Annotated in this window: 22 protein-coding genes and 1 riboswitch; of the genes, 13 read left to right on the top strand and 9 right to left on the bottom strand. The window is 33.0% G+C overall.

Annotated features, from left to right (window positions below):
* Nucleotides 1–129 precede the first annotated feature (129 nt).
* The gene (locus C1I91_RS04840) at nucleotides 130–1,740 is read left to right on the top strand and encodes an IS1182 family transposase (protein ID WP_128210696.1); all 1,611 of its coding nucleotides are present in this window, start codon (nucleotides 130–132) and stop codon (nucleotides 1,738–1,740) included.
* Nucleotides 1,741–1,895: 155 nt separating this feature from the next.
* On the opposite strand, the gene C1I91_RS04835 is transcribed toward C1I91_RS04840, so the two are convergent.
* Both C1I91_RS04835 and C1I91_RS04830 read right to left on the bottom strand, forming a co-directional pair.
* The gene (locus C1I91_RS04835; RefSeq protein WP_128211635.1) at nucleotides 1,896–2,249 is read right to left on the bottom strand and encodes a response regulator; all 354 of its coding nucleotides are present in this window, start codon (nucleotides 2,247–2,249) and stop codon (nucleotides 1,896–1,898) included.
* Nucleotides 2,250–2,280: 31 nt separating this feature from the next.
* Nucleotides 2,281–2,862, bottom strand: a complete 582-nt coding sequence (locus C1I91_RS04830; RefSeq protein ID WP_128211633.1) for a TetR/AcrR family transcriptional regulator — start codon at nucleotides 2,860–2,862, stop codon at nucleotides 2,281–2,283.
* A gap of 231 nt (nucleotides 2,863–3,093) precedes the next feature.
* On the opposite strand from C1I91_RS04830, the gene C1I91_RS04825 reads away from it, so the two are divergent.
* Nucleotides 3,094–3,450: a PadR family transcriptional regulator gene (locus C1I91_RS04825; RefSeq protein ID WP_128211631.1), complete on the top strand. Its 357-nt coding sequence runs from the start codon at nucleotides 3,094–3,096 to the stop codon at nucleotides 3,448–3,450.
* On the top strand, nucleotides 3,417–4,034 hold the full coding sequence (locus tag C1I91_RS04820) for a permease prefix domain 1-containing protein (protein ID WP_128211629.1): 618 nt from the start codon (nucleotides 3,417–3,419) through the stop codon (nucleotides 4,032–4,034). Before C1I91_RS04825 ends, C1I91_RS04820 begins: the two co-directional genes overlap by 34 nt.
* A gap of 299 nt (nucleotides 4,035–4,333) precedes the next feature.
* Here the strand turns inward: C1I91_RS04820 and C1I91_RS04815 are convergent, their stop codons facing one another.
* On the bottom strand, nucleotides 4,334–5,515 hold the full coding sequence (locus C1I91_RS04815) for a trans-sulfuration enzyme family protein (protein WP_128211627.1): 1,182 nt from the start codon (nucleotides 5,513–5,515) through the stop codon (nucleotides 4,334–4,336).
* 91 nt (nucleotides 5,516–5,606) lie between these two features.
* Nucleotides 5,607–6,449, bottom strand: coding sequence for an epoxyqueuosine reductase (locus C1I91_RS04810; protein ID WP_128211625.1), 843 nt, complete (start codon nucleotides 6,447–6,449; stop codon nucleotides 5,607–5,609).
* Nucleotides 6,450–6,671: 222 nt separating this feature from the next.
* Nucleotides 6,672–6,771: riboswitch (SAM riboswitch) on the bottom strand.
* 160 nt (nucleotides 6,772–6,931) lie between these two features.
* Here C1I91_RS04810 and C1I91_RS04805 point away from each other — a divergent pair.
* Genes C1I91_RS04805 through C1I91_RS04795 form a run of 3 tightly spaced genes read left to right on the top strand, consistent with a single transcriptional unit; the run spans nucleotide 6,932 to nucleotide 8,188 of the window.
* On the top strand, nucleotides 6,932–7,519 hold the full coding sequence (locus tag C1I91_RS04805) for a TetR/AcrR family transcriptional regulator (RefSeq protein ID WP_128211623.1): 588 nt from the start codon (nucleotides 6,932–6,934) through the stop codon (nucleotides 7,517–7,519).
* A 22-nt stretch (nucleotides 7,520–7,541) separates the two neighbouring features.
* Nucleotides 7,542–7,781: a zinc ribbon domain-containing protein gene (locus C1I91_RS04800; protein ID WP_128211621.1), complete on the top strand. Its 240-nt coding sequence runs from the start codon at nucleotides 7,542–7,544 to the stop codon at nucleotides 7,779–7,781.
* Between the two features lie 50 nt (nucleotides 7,782–7,831).
* Nucleotides 7,832–8,188 (top strand): VOC family protein, encoded by a 357-nt coding sequence (locus C1I91_RS04795; RefSeq protein WP_128211619.1) that lies wholly within the window; start codon nucleotides 7,832–7,834, stop codon nucleotides 8,186–8,188.
* Nucleotides 8,189–8,294: 106 nt separating this feature from the next.
* Here C1I91_RS04795 and gpmA read toward each other — a convergent pair whose 3' ends face one another.
* Nucleotides 8,295–9,059: a 2,3-diphosphoglycerate-dependent phosphoglycerate mutase gene (gene gpmA, locus C1I91_RS04790; protein ID WP_128211617.1), complete on the bottom strand. Its 765-nt coding sequence runs from the start codon at nucleotides 9,057–9,059 to the stop codon at nucleotides 8,295–8,297.
* A 615-nt stretch (nucleotides 9,060–9,674) separates the two neighbouring features.
* Here gpmA and C1I91_RS04785 point away from each other — a divergent pair.
* The 6 genes from C1I91_RS04785 (at nucleotide 9,675) to C1I91_RS04765 (ending at nucleotide 16,259) form a co-directional block, all read left to right on the top strand.
* Nucleotides 9,675–11,363, top strand: a complete 1,689-nt coding sequence (locus C1I91_RS04785; protein WP_128211616.1) for a spore germination protein — start codon at nucleotides 9,675–9,677, stop codon at nucleotides 11,361–11,363.
* Nucleotides 11,356–12,450: a GerAB/ArcD/ProY family transporter gene (locus tag C1I91_RS04780; RefSeq protein WP_128211614.1), complete on the top strand. Its 1,095-nt coding sequence runs from the start codon at nucleotides 11,356–11,358 to the stop codon at nucleotides 12,448–12,450. Before C1I91_RS04785 ends, C1I91_RS04780 begins: the two co-directional genes overlap by 8 nt.
* Complete coding sequence (locus C1I91_RS04775) at nucleotides 12,443–13,717, top strand: Ger(x)C family spore germination protein (protein WP_128211613.1); 1,275 nt, start codon at nucleotides 12,443–12,445, stop codon at nucleotides 13,715–13,717. The genes C1I91_RS04780 and C1I91_RS04775 overlap by 8 nt, the downstream gene beginning before the upstream one ends.
* A gap of 13 nt (nucleotides 13,718–13,730) precedes the next feature.
* Nucleotides 13,731–13,889: a hypothetical protein gene (locus C1I91_RS28010; protein WP_164880440.1), complete on the top strand. Its 159-nt coding sequence runs from the start codon at nucleotides 13,731–13,733 to the stop codon at nucleotides 13,887–13,889.
* A 401-nt stretch (nucleotides 13,890–14,290) separates the two neighbouring features.
* Nucleotides 14,291–14,956 (top strand): TetR/AcrR family transcriptional regulator, encoded by a 666-nt coding sequence (locus tag C1I91_RS04770; protein WP_128211611.1) that lies wholly within the window; start codon nucleotides 14,291–14,293, stop codon nucleotides 14,954–14,956.
* Nucleotides 14,957–14,969: 13 nt separating this feature from the next.
* Nucleotides 14,970–16,259: an MMPL family transporter gene (locus C1I91_RS04765; protein ID WP_128211609.1), complete on the top strand. Its 1,290-nt coding sequence runs from the start codon at nucleotides 14,970–14,972 to the stop codon at nucleotides 16,257–16,259.
* 62 nt (nucleotides 16,260–16,321) lie between these two features.
* Here C1I91_RS04765 and C1I91_RS04760 read toward each other — a convergent pair whose 3' ends face one another.
* From C1I91_RS04760 to C1I91_RS28690, 4 genes are all read right to left on the bottom strand, one after another.
* Nucleotides 16,322–16,600 (bottom strand): hypothetical protein, encoded by a 279-nt coding sequence (locus tag C1I91_RS04760; RefSeq protein WP_128211607.1) that lies wholly within the window; start codon nucleotides 16,598–16,600, stop codon nucleotides 16,322–16,324.
* On the bottom strand, nucleotides 16,587–18,203 hold the full coding sequence (gene tnpC, locus C1I91_RS04755) for an IS66 family transposase (RefSeq protein ID WP_128211605.1): 1,617 nt from the start codon (nucleotides 18,201–18,203) through the stop codon (nucleotides 16,587–16,589). The genes C1I91_RS04760 and tnpC overlap by 14 nt, the downstream gene beginning before the upstream one ends.
* A gap of 80 nt (nucleotides 18,204–18,283) precedes the next feature.
* On the bottom strand, nucleotides 18,284–18,655 hold the full coding sequence (gene tnpB / locus C1I91_RS04750; RefSeq protein WP_128211603.1) for an IS66 family insertion sequence element accessory protein TnpB: 372 nt from the start codon (nucleotides 18,653–18,655) through the stop codon (nucleotides 18,284–18,286).
* Entirely contained in the window at nucleotides 18,652–18,918 is a 267-nt protein-coding gene (locus tag C1I91_RS28690) for a hypothetical protein (protein WP_420808465.1), read from the bottom strand. The genes tnpB and C1I91_RS28690 overlap by 4 nt, the downstream gene beginning before the upstream one ends.
* Nucleotides 18,919–19,048: 130 nt before the next feature.
* Between C1I91_RS28690 and C1I91_RS04740 the strand changes: the two genes are divergently transcribed.
* On the top strand, nucleotides 19,049–20,920 hold the full coding sequence (locus C1I91_RS04740; RefSeq protein WP_128211599.1) for an MMPL family transporter: 1,872 nt from the start codon (nucleotides 19,049–19,051) through the stop codon (nucleotides 20,918–20,920).
* The last annotated feature ends 15 nt before the right edge of the window (nucleotides 20,921–20,935 follow it).

Below are 20,935 nucleotides of genomic sequence, written 5' to 3'. Positions count from 1 at the left end.
TTAAATATAGCATAAATGAAAATGGGGCTGTTGCAAAACTAACATAGTTAGTTTGGTAGCAGCCAATTTTTTTGCCGAAATAAAAAAATGTGAATTCCGAAGAACTCACATTAATTGTATAATTAAATTATGCTACTAACTAAATCATACAATAAAAATTATACCGAGTTTAATGATGATTTTCAACTTGTATTACCATTAAACTTAGAAAACTTGATACCTGAAGATGATTCAGTCCGCTTGCTAAGCCATGTATTGGAGGGATTAAATTATAGAAAGTTGTATAAGGCGTACTCTTCCTTCGGAAGAAAACCGGCAGTGGAACCAAAAATCATGTTCAAAATAATATCTTATGCTTATTCTCAAAATATATATTCAAGCAGAAAAATAGAGAAATCATGTAAAAGAGATATAAATTTCAGGTGGCTATTAAAAGGATGCAAAGCACCTGATCATACTACAATTAGTAGATTTCGTAAAGAGTATCTATCAGACGAAGTGATTGAAGATTTATTTTATCAGCAAGTTAATTATTTAGCTAATCATAATGAAATATTATTTGAAAATGTATTTATTGATGGTACTAAGATCGAAGCGAATGCCAATAGATATACTTTTGTTTGGAAGAAAGCTATTTACAAGAATGAAGAGAAAATGTTTGATAAAATTCTTACTCTTGTTAAAAATATCAACCTTGAGGAACTGAAAGAATTTAGTATCGAAAAAGAAACATTGATAGTTGATATTGATAAAATACTTCAATGGCTTTTACATGAAAAAGAGAATAGAAACATAGAATTTGTTTACGGGATAGGTAAAAGAAAAACTAAAATTCAGAAATGGACAGAACAACTATCGGAATATAAAGAGAGACAAGAAAAATATAATTTCAGCAAAACTATATTTTCAAATAGAAATAGTTATTCTAAAACTGATCCAGACGCAACTTTCATGCAAATGAAAGACGATCATATGAGAAATGGACAATTAAAACCGGCATATAATGTACAAATCGGAGTCGAAAGTGAATACGTAACCGGCGTCGGAATATTTGATGATAGAAATGACATATCAACATTAATACCTATGCTTAATAATATGGAAGAGAAAACTGGTCATAAATATCATAATGTAATTGCAGATTCTGGTTATGAAAGCGAAGAGAATTATTTGTTTTTAGAATCCAATAATCAGATTCCATACATAAAGCCTCAAACTTATGAGAAATGGAAAAAAAGAAGTTTTAAAAATGATATAAGCAAGAGAGAAAATATGAAATATGATGCCGAATCAGATTTTTATGTCTGCAATAACAATAGAAAGTTACTCCCTACTTCGATTACTCATAGAAGATCCGCCAGTGGATACAAATCAGAAGTTACTATTTATGAGTGTGAAAGCTGTGAAAACTGCGTTCATAAATCGAAGTGCACGAAAGCAAAAGGAAATAGAAAGATGCAAGTGTCAAAAACTTTTGTTGAAAAGCGTGAAGTATCTTATAGAAATATTACAACTGAATTTGGAACTAAATTAAGAATGAATAGATCTATTCAGGTCGAAGGAGCATTTGGCGTTCTTAAAAGTGATTATGAATTCAATAGATTTTTAACACGTGGAAAAATTAGTGTTAAAACTGAATTTATTTTACTTTGTATTGGCTATAACATTAATAAATTACATTCAAAAATACAAAATGGAAGAACTCAAAAACATCTTCATGAACTAAAACCTACTGCCTAATTATGGAACCTGGTCGCTAGGTTTGTTTAAGTGCGTTTAAAATTCAAAAATATCCACAAAATTGATTTGATATTTCAATTTTGTGGATATTTCTTTCTTTAAGCCGAAAAGGAGCATCGCTCCTGATTAAAAATTAATCATTTCGCGACACTCCCTTATAGTTTATTTAAAGTTTCCACAACATACTCTTCCTTATATGGCTTTACCACAAAACCTTTTGCACCTAACATAACAGCTTTCTTAACCCAGGTTTCTTGTCCTAACGCTGATATCATTACAACCTTTGCAGCTGGGTCTTTCTTTTTAATCTCTGCTAAAGCTTCAACCCCGTCCATTTCTGGCATTGTTATATCCATAGTTACAATATCAGGCTTTAAAAGCATATATTTATTTACTGCATCAACACCATTTACCGCTTCTCCTACTACTTCAAAGCCATTTCTCTCAAGTATTGCCTTAAGAGTCATTCTCATAAAAGCAGCATCATCAACAATTAAAATTTTTTTCATAAGTACACCTTCCTATCTATAATTAGTATTATTAGCTATATTTCAAAATCATATCTATTGTATTCATAACTCTATCCTTTAAAGGGAAATTATAATCATTTAATCTCCATTTCAATATAGCTTCTCTACTAGAACCTAGGATCATATCGGTTAAAGCTTCACTATCTACTTCCACTCGAAACTCTCCATTCTTCTTACCTTTCTCTATGTAATGCATGATTAATTTATATCTATCCTCAAAAATATCTTTATTTCTTTTTTTAATTTCTTCACTTTCATGCTTGAAGGTCTCATGTAGCTCTGCCACTGCAGTGATAGCTGGATAATTTTCGTAATACTCTATACGCATCTTTACAAAAAACCTTATACTTTCCTTAGCTGAAAAATTACTTAATTCAATTGATTGTCTTATACTATCATCAAACTTTGAAAAATAATCTAATATACCTAATATAATTTCATCCTTATTTCTAAAATGCTTATATAAAGTTCCATCGGAAATCCCCTGTCTTTGCGATATTTCCTTAGTTGCTAGTCCTTGAAACCCTAATTCACTTATAATCTCAATTGCTGTTAAAATTATTCTTTCTTTTCTTTTTATGAAGAATTCCATAATTAACTTTCCTCCGTTCGAAGGCGAGTAAGTACTCGCTTGATATAATTATAAGTTCTCACCATCTTCATGTCAATAAAAGTCGAAGCTTGTCAGTAATTACATACTTTTGTTATATAGAACCTATAAATTACTTTTTTTATCATATGAGCAATATTTTTCGCAAATACCATTGTATTGCGATGTATTTAGTAATACAATGGTTATAAATAAATGGAAAGGAGTATATTTATGGATAAGGAGCTTATGAGAGGAAGTATAGAAATACTTCTATTATCTCTTATTGAAAAGGAAGATCTTTACGGCTACGAGATTGCCAAAAGGTTAAAAGAAAAAAGTGATGAAATCTATATTATTGGCGAGGGTACCTTATACCCTGCACTTCAGCGATTAGAAAAGAAGGACTTAATAAACTCTTATTGGGGTGATTCAGAAACTGGGGGTAGACGTAAATATTACAGTATCACCGCCAATGGCAGAAAGGTATTGTCTCAAAAACTTAATGAGTGGGATGTTCTAAATAAACTTATTAACAATTGCAGGGAGGGATTTTCATGGGACCATTTGACCAGTACATTAAATCCATAGTATCTGACCTAAAGGCTACTAAAAAACAAAAATCTGAACTAACAGATGAACTTATGGACCATCTGATGATGTTAAAAGTTCAATACATCTCTGAAGGTTTTTCTGAAACTGACGCAATAGAGAAAGCTATTGAAAGCTTTGGAGAAATAAATAATTTAAAAGCTTCAATGAAAAATTCCTTATTCAGCTATAGAAACAAATCATCTTTTGTTATAGGAATCATGTTATTGCTTATAATATTCTTTTTAGGAAATAGAACACCTATGCCTGGTATTGATCTTCAAAAAAGCAGTTCTCTAGCATTAATGGGGATAGCATCTATTACATTGTTTGTGCCTTTAGGTTATTGGATGTCCTTTCTATCTTCAAAAGTAACCTCAATACTAAGAGTTTTATTTTTAACATCATATATAGATTTAGCATTAGTTATTTTTTTTAGCTTATCTAAAATAATTTCAATACCTATTACATATAGTATAGTATCTATATGCTGCAGCTTTTTAGGAAGCTTACTTGGATATGGTATTTTATTATTAGTTAATGAATTAGCTTATTCTCTAGTAAAAAAGTTAAAGATGAACTAATGCACTTTTATTAAATCCTATACTTCACCACCGTATATTTTTTAATTTGGCATTTATATATTCTAAACGATATGTAAATATCATTTTAAAAATAGGCTATGTTTAATAATATTGTTTAAATTAAGTGGTCAAGAAGGAGATGCTATATGAGCGAGCTATTAGCTCAAGCTCATTTAAGCATCGGATGACTGACCACTTAATTTAAACACGGTACTTTAACAGAGCCTAAAAATAAAATTACACCACTTAGCTAAGGTTATTACCCTAAAACTAGGTGGTGTAATTCTACTTTTTAGCTTCTATAGCTTTGCTAAAGCTTTATCAAACTCAGCTATTATATCATCTATATCTTCAAGCCCTACAGAAACTCTTATAAGTCCTTTGGATATATTGGCCTTTTTAAGTTCTTCATCTGTAAGTGCTCTATGAGAAGTCTTAACTGGGTATGACACTGAGGTAGTAACCCCTGCAAGACTTGGAACAAACTTTATGTTTTCAAGATTTCTTATTAATTCATAAGCACCTCTTTCTCCATCTACTACATCTATACTAAGCATACCTCCAAAATCATCCCCATTGAACAGTTCTTTTGCTGTGTCAAAATAAGGTGAGTTTTTAAGTCCTGGGTAATAAACACTCTTAATCTTTTCATGCTTATCTAAGTATTCTGCCAGCTTTAATGCATTTTCGGAATGCTTCTTTACTCTAAGCTCCAAGGTTCTTAAGCTTCTTATTAAAAGCCATGCATCGAAAGGACTCATCATTGGTCCGTATAAAGCTCCAGTATTTCTTATCTTCTTTATATTTTCCTTATCAGCCACAACTATACCGCCAGTAACATCACTATGCCCACATAAGTATTTAGTAGCGCTATATACTACAACATCTGCTCCAAGCTTTAGAGGCTGGCATATTACAGCTGTTGCAAAGGTGTTATCTACAATAAGCTTAGCATTATTTTTGTGAGATAATTCTGCTATAGCCTTTATATCTATAACTTCCATTAAAGGATTAGATATAGTTTCTACATAAACCACTTTTGTGTTTGGTTTAAAATATTGTTCTATGCTCTCATTTACTACATCTACAAAAGTTACTTCAACATTGAACTTTGAAAGCTCCTCCTTAAGAAAGGTATAACTACCTCCATAGAGTACACTAGCAGCTATTATATGATCGCCAGCTTTTACATTTGCAACTATAGACATAGCAATTGCTCCCATTCCTGAAGAGAATACTTGAGCTTCTTCCCCTTCATCAATTCCAGCAATTATTTCCTCTAAAGCATCATGCCCTGGATTACCATTTCTTGAATATACATAGCCCTCTTCTTCACTTTCATAAACCTTATCAAGAGTCTCAACGTCATCAAACACAAAAACTGAGGTCATTGATATAGGAATAGTCTTTGCTCTTGAAACTGATTTTGGACTCTTCTCTCCTAGATGAGTAAGTTTTGTACTAAAATTTTTATCTTTCATAATAAATCCCCCAATTATAATTTTAAAGTTTATACAAAATTGAATTTTTATGCTGAAATTAAGCCTACTAAATAAATCCTCATAAATATATCTAATCTTTTATAATAACCTTTGAGCCATGGTTTCTTGTATGAATCCAGCCTGCATATTCCTCAATTCCTACACCAGTGGCCAAGGCTTCTCTTTCATTTAAATACTTCTTAGCATTGTTACCATATATCTTTCTATCTTGGCCTATTGGACATACCTTGATACACACTCCACAAGGGAAAGCATAAGCCTCTTTAAGATTGGCATGGTATTCTGCACATTTTACTTTATCCATGTCTGCTATCAAGGTCTCCTTGGTAGTATAGACTCCTGCAGGACAACATTTTTTACACATCTCACATTTAATGCAGAGCTCTCCCTCAATTAGTTCATCTGGCTCAATCTCAGCATCAGTAAGAATAGAAACCAATCTGACTCTTGGTCCAAACTCCTTAGTAATCAAAGTATGGTTATAACCAATTGTCCCAAGTCCTGCATACTTACCTGCTATAACATGTGAAAAAGCTGCTGCTGGTTTCTTTACAAGAATTGAAATATCTCCATACCCGTCCCTAGGAAAAAAGAAAGCTCTATGGCCTAAGGTATTTAGATAATTAGCAAGCTTGTACGCTGTTTCATCCAGAACTCTATTAGTTGTATTGTACAGCTCAGAATAAACAATGGAAGGTGTTGTTTCTAGCATTGGTAAAAATATTTGTATACCCAAAACAATTACAGTCCTGGTTTCAGGCCATATATTCTGTGGAAAGTACTCTTGTGAGGTATCCTTAAACTGTTCCCATCTCTCCACTGGTGTAAACCCTATTATATTTGCCCCCATCTCTTTAGCTTTGCTTATAAGCTCTTGCTTAAAACTATTACTTTTTTTATTAACATCAGACATAAAAAACTCCCCAATCCTTTCTTTCTGACTGTTTATAAATATCAAGTATTGAAAATTTAATTCGTTAAAATAACTTTATCGTTAAGAGTTAAAAAGTATTCTCTATATTTACAGCATACCTTAACAAACTGGTCTAAGACCTTTATATAACTAGCCTTAGATAACATCTTTCTATTATATAGCAAAAAAATCTCTTTACTGAAAGAGATTTAGATAGATGTTTTCTTATCTTTCAGCATTGCTGCAGGATTTAGCACCATGTATGCAACATACTGGTTGCCGGGCTTCACAGGGCCAGTCCCTCCACCACTCTTAATAAGACCTTATTAAATTATTATCTTATTTATATAATATTTTCTATATGGTGTCAATGAGAATAATAAATATATTTTATCAAAAAACTTATTGACAATATAATACAGCAACATTATAATTGAGTCATAACTCAATGAGTTTTAACTCATTTAAAGGAAGGTTTTTAAATGTCAGAAAATAAAAGACAAATTCAAAAAAGAGAGACTAGAAATAAGCTAATAGAAATAGCTGCAGAAAAATTCAGTAACAATGGCATATTATCAACTAAGACCATAGACATAGCCAATGCTGCTAAGGTATCTCATGGAACTGTGTTCTCTCACTTTCCTACTCAAGAGGCCTTAATAATAGAAGTAATAAATACTGTTGGTACTAAAATTGCAGCTAGACTACATGAGCTAGTTGATGAGAATAAAAACTTAGAACAGGTGCTCCAAGCTCATTTAGATGCTTTATCAGAATTTGAAGATTTCTACGAAAAACTAATACTTGAAAGAAGAAGGCTCCCAGTTGAGGCCAGAAATACTTATATAGCTATTAACTCAATGATTTCTCACCATATAAGCCTAGCTGCTGAAAAAGAGATTTCAGAAGGAACTCTTCGCCCTATTCCTATCCATCTTCTATATAATACCTGGATAGGATTAATTCACTACTATCTAACAAACAGCGATCTATTTTCATCAGACCAATCTGTGTTAAAAACCTATGGGACTCAATTATTAAATCATTATATAAAATTAATAACAATTTAAATCTTAGGAGGTATTTATTAAAATGAAAAAATGTATTGCTTGTGGTATGCCAATGGAGAAAACTTCCGACTTTCCAAATGGGGATGAGACTAAGAATTATTGCAAACACTGTGCTAAACCTGACGGCTCAATGCAGTCTTATGAAGAGAAATTAGAGTCACTAACAAATTTCGTAATCAGAACCCAGGGGCTATCTCAAGATGCTGCCAATAGTGCTGCCAAATCCATGATGGAGAAACTTCCTGCATGGCAAAGTTGCTAAAAATGTACCATTTAAATTAATAAAGCTATAAATTTATTAGGGGGCTCTTTATGAAAGATTATGACAACTTTTTCTTGCCAATAGATGATATAAATTATGCTAAAGATTATTATATGAATACCTTGGGATTATCCTTGAAGTTTGATTTTTCTAGTCAAGGAATGGTTGCTTTTAAGGTAGGTGACCAAGAACCTGCTATAATCCTAAAAGATAAAAATATCTTTAAGAACATAAAACCAACAACCTGGTTTGTAGTAGACAATGTGGATGAGACATATAACAAACTAATGCTTAAGGGCGTAAACTTTTTAACCAAGCCCTTCAAGATAAAAACTGGGATGGCAGTAGAATTCGAAGATCCTTTTGGTAATAGATTAGGAATTACTGACTATACAACTGTTATATAGGTTTATAAGGAATAAAAAAGTCGATGAAGCGACACAAAAATTTTATGCTTCACTTAACAGTAAAAAATCACTGAAGCTACTTCAGTGATTTTTTGCCCATCTTCCTTTACTTTTCCTTATCTATAGCCTTATTACTTTCATTAATATCCTTTGGGATAGCTACTTCTGGAAGTTTTCCATCTAAGTCTAGATAGTAATGTCTTATTGGCTTTAAGTCATCATCCAATTCATATACTAAAGGTGTGCCAGTTGGTATATTAAGACTTGCTATACCATCACTAGAGATATTATCCAAGTATCTTACCAAAGCTCTTAAAGTATTACCATGAGCAGCTATTATTACCTTCTTATCTTCCTTTAAAGCAGGTACTATTTCTTGGAACCAGTCCTGTAGTACTCTCTTTTCTGTATCTGATAAGTTCTCTGTAAGTGGCAATTCTTCCTCACTTAAACCCTTATATTTTATCTCGTGTCCTGGATATCTTGGATCGTCCTTACTTAATTCAGGTGGTCTTACGTCTACAAATCTTCTCCACTTATGAACTTGATCTTCTCCATACTTTTCAGCTGTTTCCTGCTTATTTAGCCCTTGCAAGGCTCCATAGTGTCTTTCGTTTAGCTTCCAAGAATTATGAATTGGTATCCACATAAGGTCCATCTCATGAAGGATTATCCACAAGGTTCTTATAGCTCTTTTTAGTACTGATGTATATGCAACATCAAAAGTAAATCCATTCTCCTTCAATATCTTACCTGCTTTTCTTGCCTCAATAAGTCCATTTTCTGACAAATCTACATCTGTCCACCCAGTAAATTTATTCTCTAAGTTCCAAAGGCTTTCGCCGTGTCTAATTAAAACTAATCTTTTCATTGTTCTGCTCCTTTCAATATGTTATATGTAATATTATTGTTATTTCCTATATATATAATTCTTTAAAATACTCAATTACTTATATTTTTAACAATTCACTATAAACTTAATTTAAGCAATTGATAATCATTATCACTTCTTAGTTATATTATACACCTTATTGAAATAAATTCCATAGTAAAAACAAATATTTTGTAAATTTTTGTACAATAAATAGTCTATAGCTATCCTTTATGAAAACTTAATTTATACATGTTCTATAATCCAGGCTTCTGGTGATTATCTGGCATATATAAATTAATAGTTGAAGTTAGATACCTGTAATACACCCATATAAAATTTTTTCTTAATTCTAATAAATTACAAATATTATACGGGGGTATACCTATAGGCCTCTAAAACTACCCTATAATCTTGGGCTATATATATTAGTATTGTTGAAATTAATCGGCCATGCAATAGGTGTTATATGAGTGAGCTATTAGAATTAAAGCATCGGATGATCAGTCTCTTAAATTCAACACATTACTTTAACTGAGTCTATTTTTTAAGATATGAATAATGCTCATCATATGTGTAATACTAAAATAAAATAATCAGCAAGGAAGATTGCCAATGATTAGAGATATTATCAAGAATATATTCGCTTATAAACCTAATGAAAATTACAATTTTGAACTTCTAGAAAACGAACAAAAAGATAGCAATAGCAATAATGCAGATGTTTCTAATACAAATAAAGATAATACTGTACCAAATTCAGAGCGAGCCTCTAATACACTAGTTTCACCAAAGCTAGCTGCAAATTTGGATAGAATTAAGACTGAGTTCGATTTTGCCAATAATAATGATATTAAAATCAGAAACTTTAAGATTGCTCAAAAGATAGATGCCTTTATCATCTATATTGACGGAATGGTGGATAAGATATTTATAAGTGACTTTATAATACGTCCACTTATGAAAACAACTAGCTTTAATGAATATTTTGCTAATGCAAATTCCTTAGAAATTTATGACTATATCTTAAGTAACATAATTACAGCAAATGAAGTATCTAAATTTACTGATTTTAGCGATATATTAATTCAAATATTGATTGGAAACTCAGCACTATTTATAGAAGGCTCTAACCAATGTATCATCATAGATTCAAAGGGCTTTGAGAAAAGAAGTGTTGAAAAACCTACTGCTGAAGGTGTAATCCTTGGGTCGCAAGAAGGCTTTACTGAAAATATGAGGACCAACACTTCATTAATAAGAAGAATTGTAAAAAACCAAAAATTAAAGGCTGAATTGCTTAAAATAAGTAGGACTAACCAAGCTTTCTGCACCTTGATGTATATTGATGGAATTGTAAATCCTGACTTAGTTAATGAAGCCAAAAGAAGATTAACCAGTATAGATACTGATTTTATTTCAGGCGGAGGTATGCTTAGTCAATACATAGAAGACCATAACTATTCAATATTCCCTCAGGTCTTGCACACAGAAAGACCTGACAGAACTGCTAGATATTTAAGCGAAGGAAGAATTGCTATCATAACTGAAGGCTCACCTTTCATATGCATTGCGCCTGTTACTTTATTTGATTTCATCCATGCAGAAGAAGATAAAACCCTGCGCTGGCAGTATGGCGCCTTTTTAAGGATTGTAAGAATTCTAGGCATGGCAGTTACAGTATTAGCTCCAGCTTTATACATAGCAATATCACTGTTCCATCATGAAGCCATACCAACAGAATTATTAATAGCAATGTCATCAGCAAAAGAAGAAGTCCCCTTTCCAACAGTTATGGAAATACTTATGCTTGAGTTCTCCTTTGAGCTTATACGTGAGGGAGGAATACGTGTTCCAGGAGTAATAGGTCAAACTCTTGGAATAGTAGGTGCACTTATCTTAGGGCAGGCTGCAGTAGCCGCAAAGCTTGTAAGCCCAATACTAATAATCGTAGTTGCAATAACAGGTCTCGGAAGCTTTGCTATCCCTAACTACTCTATTGCCTTAGGGCTTAGAATGTTAAGATTCCTTTTTATACTATTAGCTTCTTTGCTTGGTTTTTTAGGTATAACACAAGGTATAGTAGTTATTGGTGCTTTAGCTTGCAGCATGAAATCCTTTGGAGTTCCGTTCCTTTCTCCAATTGCTCCTACAACTAAAGACTTCTCCAGTCTCCTTGTAAGAAAACCAATGGAACTAGAAAGCATGCGGCCTGATTTTCTAAATGCTTTGAATAAACGAAGACAAAATCCAGCCTCTTTTTTGTGGAAGAAAAAAGGAAAGAAGGACAAAAAAAATGATTAAGGAAGGAAAGATGGGACTTAAGGAAGCAGTATGCCTTACTGTTATAATTATTGCTGTAAAGATATATTTTGTAAGCCCTAGTGGAGCAATTAGAGCAGTTGGTACTGCAGCCTGGTATATGACTCTAATATCGAATCTTACTGCTATGCTAGGCTTTTTATTCATTTATTTATTATTAAAGCGCTTTCCTGGAAAAGACTTAATCTTTGCATTTAAGGCTAGCTTTGGAAGACTACTAGGTATAATAGCTTCCCTAATACTAGCTATTATGCTATTACTATGTGCAGCTGCTCTAACCAGAGAATTCAGTGAAGTTTCTAAAATTTATATTATCCCTAATACACCACTTAAGTTTCATATTTGCTTGCAGCTTATAGTCATAAGCTTCTTAACTTATTTAGGAATTGAAACCATAGCACGATTTGCTAAGCTAATAGCATATTTTATTCTTCTTAGCCTTGTTGGTACCATAATTATGAACTATAACCACTTTGATTACTCACGATTATTTCCTATACTAGGTTACGGGCTTAAAACAACTGTAACCTTTGGATTGAAAGAAAGTTCTTATTATGGAGAGGTAGTTATCCTTGGAGTCATAGCCAGCTCACTTCAAGGTATACAAAATCTAAAAAAGTCAGGCTTCACCTCTTTACTGATCTCAAGCTTGTTGATATCCTCTGTATATCTAGCAATAACTTTAATCTTTAGATATGGTCAGTCTCAAGAACCAACTTCTGTTTTGTATACCTTGACACAAATAATTCAAATAGGCTTTTTCTTTAATAGGCTTGATCCTATATTTATATTTTCTTGGAGCTTGGGAACTTTAGTTTCTGTAAGTGCACTTTTTTACTGTTATTTATCTGCTTATTGTAAAACCTTTAATATAGATGATATGAGACCCTTGATATTACCTTCAGCATTGGTGTTTTTTGCAATAAGTATGATACCAAAGGACTTAGTAACACTTATGAGTTATATAGTAATGATAAGACAGTATGGCTGGACAGTGTTCTTTGTGATGCCATTACTTGCATTGATTGCTGCTATACTACGAAAAAAGAAGGTGATTGAAGGTGCGTAAGATAATTGCTATTGCTTTAATATGCATAATGTCAGCTTCCACTCTTTCTGGGTGTTTTGACTCCAGTGAAGTAACCGAATATGCTTTTGCATATAGTATTGGACTAGAAAAAGGAGTAAAGGATAAACTTAGATTGACAGTTCAGCTTAGCTCTTCAAATGCTCAGCTGAAAAGTAATAGTGAAGACACTGGAGTAAGCAGTAAGCAAAAAGGAAATATTGTACTAATATCAGTTGATTGCCCTGTTTTTTTTATAGGAGTGAATATGATAAATTCCTGCATATCCAGACAGCTAACCTTCAATCATACAATGTTTATGGTGTTTTCCGAAGACTTGGCCAAGGAAGGCATAGATTCCTATATAAATGGAATAATAAGAAAAAGAGATGTACGAAGAGACATGTATTGCTTAGTAACTAAAGGTTCAGCCTTGGATTTTCTTGAAAACAACTCCCCAGCACTAACCCCTTCTTTATCGAAGATGGAAGAAGGCTTATTATTTCAGTCAAAAAAAACAGGTTTTTATCCTATAACAACCTATAGGAATGCTATAGATGAAATGAAAAGCCCTGTGGAGCAGACCATTCTGCCCTTAGGCTCCCCAAACAGTGGAAAAAACTTTTCTAGTAATGGCAACATAAATGATATTCATTTTAGAAATGGTGGTGCTTATTATGCCGGCGAACTTCCCAGAAAAGGCGGGTTAGATATAGAATTATTCGGCACCGCAGTATTTGACGGTGGTAAAATGGTAGGTGAGTTAACTGGTGATGAAACCAGAGCTTTACTTATAATAAGAAACGAATTTGAAAAAGGCTTCTTCTTTTTTCAAGATCCTTTAGAAGAAGAAAAGTTTGTAATCCTTGAGGTAATGCCTCAAAAAGCTCCTAAGATAAAGGTAAATATAAAAGGTAGTAAACCTGTAGTAGATTTAGATATATTCTTAGAAGCAAATATAGCCTCTATCCAAAGTACCATAGATTATGATAGTAAAGATTTAAAACCTATGCTAGAAGCTACAGCAAAACGTTCCATAGAAAATCAATTAAAGAAAACTATAGAAAAATGCATAGTCTTCAAATCAGATGTATTAAGGTTTGGTACCTACGTAGCAAAGGACTTTTCTACTATACAGGAACTTGAAGCTTACAACTGGCTAAAGCATTTTAAAGATTGTGAAGTTCATACCAAGGTTGATTTTATTATTAGACGTAACGGCACAAAGATATATAATTCAGAAGTATTCTATTCTGGAGAAAATCATTAGGAGATTATTAGCCATGAAATTTTTAGCATTTCCAATAATATTAGCTTTCAATATTTATCTTATAAATTTCGCCAAATATCAGTGGAAAAATAACAAATTGGGCTCAATTGGCTCTGTACTTCTTGCAATAGTAGCCATAGTCCTACCTATTTTAGTTATACTTATAAGATAGCTTCTGTAAGTAGCATAGATTTGCAAATATAAAAGTTAGCTTAATATTTATAAAATTGCATACCAATAATTCTATAACTCTAAAAACCCTATAAGTAAAAAAGCTATGATTATTTGATATTAAAATGTAATTATAGCTTTTTTATAATAATTTTGCTACAATCTACATCACAATATTTTTCTCTGAACTATTAACTTATTTTTTAATCTTCAATAAAACATTTCATATCTGCAACATATTTTTCCTAATTCCCTCTTATATACTGAACTAATTTACTTATAATCGATACAAATATAACTTAATTTCCTGCAAATGTTTTCATACAATTGACATTATCTTTCAGTAGAATTATAATAAGCATAAAATGAAGCGTCATTCTATGCTTGAAGTGAGGTAATATAATGGTTTACAAAAGTTCAAAGGAAACACAAGAAAGAAAAGACTTAAAGAAAAAACATATCCTAGACATAGCAATAAGGGTTTTTGCAGAGAAAGGTTATCATGGGACTACTGTTAAAGATGTAGTTGAAGCTGCTGATATATCCGTAGGAACCTTCTATTTTTATTTCAAAAACAAGGAGGATTTATTCGATACTCTCTATGATGACGTGTCTGAGGAGTTCTATAATGCTTTGATAAGCTCCTTAGACAATATAAATAATGAAATTGATTTAGGATTTAGCAGGGCTATCACCTTCTTCCTAAAGGTTATCGATGTAAATAAACCCTTCGCAAGAATTCTGCTTATTGAAGCAGTTGGTCTAAACTCAAGATTTGAAAAAAAGAGATTTGATGTGACTCATAAGTACGTTACTTACACTGCAAGTCACTTTCAAGAAATGCAGCAACTTGAGATCGTAAATATTGTTGATGTAAAAATCTGTGCCTTGGCCTTCATTGGAACACTATATAACGTAATTATGGAATGGCTTCAAAGTGACACTTCAACCAGCCTTACAGAATATGCTTATGCACTTACAATCTACAATCTTCAGGCATTAGGTGTTGCTTACAATGATGAAAATGTAAAAAAAGGAATAGCCGATATTCTTAATAACAAAAAGTAAAGGGGAAAAATACATGAGAAAGATGCTTAAATTTCGATGGGTTTTGTTAGCTCTATGGGCAGTAGCAACAATATTATTTACCATAAATCAACCTAACCTAAAGCAGATATTAAACCAGAAAGGTCAAGCTTCAATAAGTGAAGATTCACCATCAAAGCTAGCATCAGAGATGATAAACAAGATGGGAACCTCAAAGGGTGATACCGCGATATTTGTTTTTAATGACCCAAATAAAATCTCCGATGATGGTATGAAAGACATTGAAAAAGGTCTTGATAAGCTTAGAGATAAAAAAACTGATTTAAAGATAAATAATATAATAGATCCATTTGGTACTCCTGAAGCTAAGGATCAGATGATATCAAAGGATGGTACTACCCTAATAACTCAGGTTACTTATGAAAGAGGAACTAGGGATAGTGAAACCATAGTAAACAGCTTTAAAGATGCTCTAAAAGATGTTAAAACCACTCATTATATTACTGGTGAGTTAGCTATAAATAACGACTATTTAGAAGCTACAAACAAAGGCGTAGATAAAAGTGCCTTTATAACCGTTGGCTTTATATTAGTGGTACTTATGCTAATGTTCCGCTCGGTGGTTACTCCTTTCGTGTCCTTACTTGCTGTAGGAGTTTCATATTTATGCAGTATGGGAATAATCGGTATACTTATAAATGCCTTTAACTTCCCAATAACAAGCTTAACTCAAATGTTTATAATTCTTGTTTTATTTGGTATAGGTACAGACTATAATATTTTACTATTCAATAGATTTAAAGAAGAATTAGGTCATGGCTTATCTATAGATGAGGCTGTAGTTGTAACCTATAAAACCGCTGGTAAAACTGTAATCTTCAGTGGACTTACTGTTTTCATGGCTTTTGCAAGTCTTACTTTTGTTAGCTTCCCTATCTATCGTTCAGCTAATGCTGTTGCTATAGGTATTGCAGTTCTTCTAATTGAACTTGTCACTTTAACTCCAGTAATAATGAAGCTATTAGCAAAGAAGCTTTTCTGGCCATCCCACAATGTTGCAGGCCATAAAGAGAACAAGCTTTGGGAAAAAGTTACCTCAGCATCTGTTAAACATCCATTGATATCTATATTAGTTGTAGCTGCTATAATAGCTCCTGTAATAGCCTTTAATAGCACTAAGCTATCCTTCGATAGTCTTAAGGATTTAAGTGCTGATACCCCTTCTGTTAAGGGCTTTAACCTAGTTGCAGACAAGTTAGGTAGAGGTAAGGCAATGCCTACTACTGTAGTAATTGAAAACAAAGATGCAATGGACAACAAGTAAGCGGTGGAACATATACCGTATTGAAAAATATAAGCTTCACAAAACCTTGTGAAGCTTATATTTTAATAAAATCCTTCTTTTGCAATTTGCTTTATATAGTTATATTGTTTTCGAATGAGTTTCTTAAATTCCGAATCTGATAGGTCATTGAAAAAGCATATGCCTTCTTCATAAAGGCATTCATAAATCAATTCTGCATAATCATCATCTTCCTTGTGCATTTTCTTGTATCTTTTTTCAAGTTCATATGGAAAGTCAAGCGTATAAGCTATTTCATCTATTTTTCCGCCTAAAAAGTTCTTGGTCATAGTCATCATAAAATCTATATTAGGCTGACTCACTATTTTTTTCCTCCTTTGGTGTAGCTTCTGTTGTAGTTGCTTTGCATTGAAGCTGTACTCTCTCCGACCATGGTAAATATTCCTCAAGTAAACATGGATTCGATGCAAAATTAATATTTGGTAACTGGCAAAAAATATAATGCAGATATTTATATGGATCTATGTTATTAGCTGCTGCTGTATTTATAATGCTAAATATAATTGCGGATGCTTCCGCCCCGGCTACCGAATCGGAAAACAATGAGTTTTTCCTTGTAATTGCTACAGGTTTTACAGCGATTTCTGATAAATTATTAGATAGGGGTATTCTTCCATCTAGCAAGAAGTTAGTAAAATATTTTTTGTGATTCAGTGTATAATTTAAAGCCTTTCTCAACATATCTTGTGTTGTAAATGTTTTTTCTGCCCATGCGAAAAAGGCATCCAGTATAGGGACACTATATATAAGCCTATTCTGCTTTCTTTCATCTGGAGATAGCTGTTTCCACTTTCTTTCTAGTTTAAAGAGTTTATCACAATAAGCCCTGCCGACCGCTCCGCCAGAGCCTAGAATCTCTTTTTTTCTAGAATCTAAGGGAATAGCTTCTAGATAGTATCTTCGTAGGTGACTAAAGCATAAGCATCTAGTAATTCCTTCAACCTTTTCATATCCAGCATATGCATCGGAGACATGATACCCTCTAAACTGCTCAAGAAATTTTTTTGCATGTTCACCTGAACGACTTCTGGTATATTGGTATAAAATTACCGGTAAGCTTTCGCAGTTGCCACTTCTATGTATCCATATATATGAATTGCTAGATGCCTTCTTACCTTTCTCTTTGTTTACCTGCCAAGTAGTTTCATCACTCATAATAATACTGCACTTTAATAATTGTTCATGCATCTTTTCATATAAAGGTTTTAGCCAATATTCAGTGCTTCGTATTATCCAGTTTGCCATCATGTCTCTTTTAAGCTCAGCGCCCATCCTTTTAAAGTCTTTTTCTTGGCGGTATAAAGGCACTGACATCATATACTTTTGATACATTATCCACGCTGTAATCGAAGGCGATGCTACGGAATGCGTAAGCACGGGAGCTGGCACAGGTGCACAATATATAGAATCATATGGATTAACGTGATTTTTTCCACATTCAGTACATTTATAAACGTATTGAACATAGTCTTTGATTATAAGCTTTGCTGGAATATATTCCATTTCGGATCTTACTTTTTTCTTACCAATAACTTTAAGATCACTTCCGCATGTTTTACACACTGCTTCTTCTTCATTAATAACGCATTCAACTATTTCATGTGGTAATGATTTAATCAATTTTTCTCTGTCGCCTTTTTTTCTTACAGGTCGCTTATGTTCTTTTATACTAATAACTTTGGTCTCATCTATAATAGGATCAATTATTTCATCCAGAAAAGAATATTGTCCTTCTATTTGAGGCGTCTTTTCACTTGATGCTCCAAAACGTTGTTTTGATGCATGTAAAACTGCTTGAGTAAGAAGTTCAACATCATGCTCTAGCATATTTACCTTTTCCTGCAGTTTTCTATTTTCATTTTCAAGTTCTTTAATTCGCAACTCTTTGCTATCTAAAAACTGCATGATTCAAGGCTCCTTTCTGGTTAATTAACTACTTATATTATACCAGAAAAATGGCTGTTTTACTAGCTTTTTAGCGATTTTTAGAAAATCATTCCTGCAGTATCAATACTTTCTCGATGTGCTTTTTTCTGATCAATTTGTAAACCATCTAGAAGCCATTCCATTTGTCGTTTTGTTATATCACGTACTTCTCCTTCTGTTTTAGGCCATTGAAATTTCATGTCATCACAAAGAAATTTTGTAACCAATATAAAGCCATTTTTATCCCATCGAAGTGCCCTAAGACAGGTATGTCTTTTATTGCAAAATAAGAAAACACTTGTCCCAGAGTAAGGATTAAGATTAAATTTTAATGAAACCAGTGCGGCAAGTCCGTTTTGTTGCTTGCGGAAGTCGGTGGCACCGAGTGCAAGATAGATGTGCTCCGCCCCATCGGCGATATGATTCATCATAAGTCTTGCAGAACCTTCATCAGTCCTGCTAAAGAATCTTGATTAAAGTTACTAGGAACAGTAACTTGTATATTTTTATAAAGTATCTGAAAATCATAAGATTTACTTAGGTTTGAATTTGTATTATCAGGTTTTGAAAGAATTGTTGTAACTTCAGTAAAGGTCGTCTCTTCAACAGTTTTTTCATTTCTCTTTATCAATAGGTGATTCCAGTAATTGTACTTATGTCTACTGATTCCATTCTTTTCGCACCACTCTTTGATTGTTAGACCGCTTTTATTTTTTTCATTTATTCTCTGCTCCCAGAGAGTATAATTTTCATTCTTAGATATAATATTAAAACCTCCAATCTGATTGCTTTACTAAAGCATATCAAATTAAAGGTCTATTTACATGACGGTATTTGTTCCATCGCTTACGGACAACAATGAAGCTTTATCAGTTATTGATGAATTAACTGTAAAGCTAAAAGGACTTAAAGGCATACAACAAGTATCCAGCGTTACTCAGCCTAAGGGAGATGCTATAGAAAACTTCTATACTAACTCTCAAACTAAGACTGTAGTTGATGGATTAGGTTCAGCCAATAACGGTGTAGGCCAAATAAATGATGGAATGAAAAAAATAGAAAGCAGTCTTACTACTCCTGATTTTTCAAGTGTTAAAGACCTTTCTACTGGTACTGGAGCAATACAAAATGGTATGGGTGCAATTACAGATGGACTTAAGAAGATTGGTGACGGTATAGACCAAGGTGCTAACGGTGCTGACAAGCTTACTGCTGGTATATCAGGTCTTAAGGATGGAGTTTCTCAAATAAACGGTGGACTTCAAACTATACACAGTAAACTTTCAGAAATTCAAAAGGGTTATGCTGGTATAGGACAATTTTATAATGCTCTACCAAATCAAATTTTGGGGCTTAAACAGTTTATTATATCAATGAATGCTACTACCGATTCACTTGCTACAAAGCTTCCAGCAAATGATCCAGATATTATTAAACTTAAAGGCACTCTAGCAACTCTTTCTGCTACTTTGGATGGACTTTCCGGTAAGGTTTCTGAATTTAATGGAACTTACAATCAACTTACAAATGGTTTATCCGCATTAAATGATGGTATAAATCAAATCATAGCTAATACAAGCTCAAACTCAAAGTTAGTTCAAGGAATTGCTCAGTTAGAACAAGGAGAAGCAGGCCTTGCAGCTGGTTTAAGACAAGGTAGTTCTGGCCAAAAGACCGTAATTGAAAACATGGCTAAACTACAAGACGGGGCTGGTAAGATAAAAGATGGCCAAGACAAGTTATATGCTGGATTAACTCAGTTAACTGGCGGCTTAGGTCAGCTTAAGGATGGTATAAGCAAGAGCAGTGACGGTTTAGGTACTATTCATGATGGTATCAACAAAACAAATGATTTCTTAACACAATTGACAACTGGTACAAAGAGTTTCTATATACCTAAGGAAGCCTTTGAAAAGTCAGACCTTACAAAAATGTTTGATACTTATATGTCTAGTGACAGAAAAATCACTAAAATCACTATAAATCTTGATTCTGATCCATATGCAAAGGAGTCAATCAAGACCATAGATGAAATCAATGAACTAGTAAAAAATCAATTAAAAGGAACTAAGCTTTCAGACGCTAAGTTTGGAGTGGCTGGTCCAACTGCAACTACTAACGATTTAAACAATATAGCAACTCATGACATAACCTTTACTCAAATAATAGTACTGGGAGCTATATTTGTATTACTAGTATTAGTAATAAGATCCTTCTGGATACCTGTATATATAGTTGGTTCTCTAGTAGCAGCATACTATACAGCAATTTCAGTAACAGCCTTCTTAACAGCTAAGTTGTTTAGCAACGTAGACGGAATGTCTTGGAACGTACCATTCTTCTCCTTTGTAGTAATAGCTGCACTAGGAGTGGACTATAGCATATTCCTTATGACTCGTTTCAAAGAATATCCAAACACAGATCCAAAGGAAGCAATAATTCTGGCAGCTAAGAATGTAGGCGGAGTTGTAATGTCTGCAGCGATAATCCTAGCTGGTACCTTTGCTACCTTGTATCCATCAAATATCCATGTTCTTATGGAACTTGCTATTTGTGTTGTTACAGGATTATTCCTACTAAGTGTTGTTTTACTTCCAATAGTTATACCTGCTTTAATCTCTATAGCAGAGAAAATATCTGCAAAGGCTGATCAAAGCTTTAACTCTGAACAAGTAGACAATGAATATATAGCTTAAAATAAAAAGCACTAA

It is taken from the genome of Clostridium manihotivorum (genome assembly GCF_004015185.1).
Classification (GTDB): domain Bacteria; phylum Bacillota; class Clostridia; order Clostridiales; family Clostridiaceae; genus Clostridium_AR; species Clostridium_AR manihotivorum.
The sequence above is the reverse complement of the archived record's forward strand: the minus strand, read 5'-3'. Positions and strand labels throughout refer to the sequence as shown.

Coding starts and splice junctions, on each gene's coding strand:
- C1I91_RS04840 (WP_128210696.1), top strand. CDS start 130: ATGCTACTAACTAAATCATACAATAAAAATTATACCGAGTTTAATGAT.
- C1I91_RS04835 (WP_128211635.1), bottom strand. CDS start 2,249: ATGAAAAAAATTTTAATTGTTGATGATGCTGCTTTTATGAGAATGACT.
- C1I91_RS04830 (WP_128211633.1), bottom strand. CDS start 2,862: ATGGAATTCTTCATAAAAAGAAAAGAAAGAATAATTTTAACAGCAATT.
- C1I91_RS04825 (WP_128211631.1), top strand. CDS start 3,094: ATGGATAAGGAGCTTATGAGAGGAAGTATAGAAATACTTCTATTATCT.
- C1I91_RS04820 (WP_128211629.1), top strand. CDS start 3,417: ATGGGACCATTTGACCAGTACATTAAATCCATAGTATCTGACCTAAAG.
- C1I91_RS04815 (WP_128211627.1), bottom strand. CDS start 5,515: ATGAAAGATAAAAATTTTAGTACAAAACTTACTCATCTAGGAGAGAAG.
- C1I91_RS04810 (WP_128211625.1), bottom strand. CDS start 6,449: ATGTCTGATGTTAATAAAAAAAGTAATAGTTTTAAGCAAGAGCTTATA.
- C1I91_RS04805 (WP_128211623.1), top strand. CDS start 6,932: ATGTCAGAAAATAAAAGACAAATTCAAAAAAGAGAGACTAGAAATAAG.
- C1I91_RS04800 (WP_128211621.1), top strand. CDS start 7,542: ATGAAAAAATGTATTGCTTGTGGTATGCCAATGGAGAAAACTTCCGAC.
- C1I91_RS04795 (WP_128211619.1), top strand. CDS start 7,832: ATGAAAGATTATGACAACTTTTTCTTGCCAATAGATGATATAAATTAT.
- gpmA (WP_128211617.1), bottom strand. CDS start 9,059: ATGAAAAGATTAGTTTTAATTAGACACGGCGAAAGCCTTTGGAACTTA.
- C1I91_RS04785 (WP_128211616.1), top strand. CDS start 9,675: ATGATTAGAGATATTATCAAGAATATATTCGCTTATAAACCTAATGAA.
- C1I91_RS04780 (WP_128211614.1), top strand. CDS start 11,356: ATGATTAAGGAAGGAAAGATGGGACTTAAGGAAGCAGTATGCCTTACT.
- C1I91_RS28010 (WP_164880440.1), top strand. CDS start 13,731: ATGAAATTTTTAGCATTTCCAATAATATTAGCTTTCAATATTTATCTT.
- C1I91_RS04770 (WP_128211611.1), top strand. CDS start 14,291: ATGGTTTACAAAAGTTCAAAGGAAACACAAGAAAGAAAAGACTTAAAG.
- C1I91_RS04765 (WP_128211609.1), top strand. CDS start 14,970: ATGAGAAAGATGCTTAAATTTCGATGGGTTTTGTTAGCTCTATGGGCA.
- tnpC (WP_128211605.1), bottom strand. CDS start 18,203: ATGCAGTTTTTAGATAGCAAAGAGTTGCGAATTAAAGAACTTGAAAAT.
- tnpB (WP_128211603.1), bottom strand. CDS start 18,655: ATGATGAATCATATCGCCGATGGGGCGGAGCACATCTATCTTGCACTC.
- C1I91_RS04740 (WP_128211599.1), top strand. CDS start 19,049: ATGACGGTATTTGTTCCATCGCTTACGGACAACAATGAAGCTTTATCA.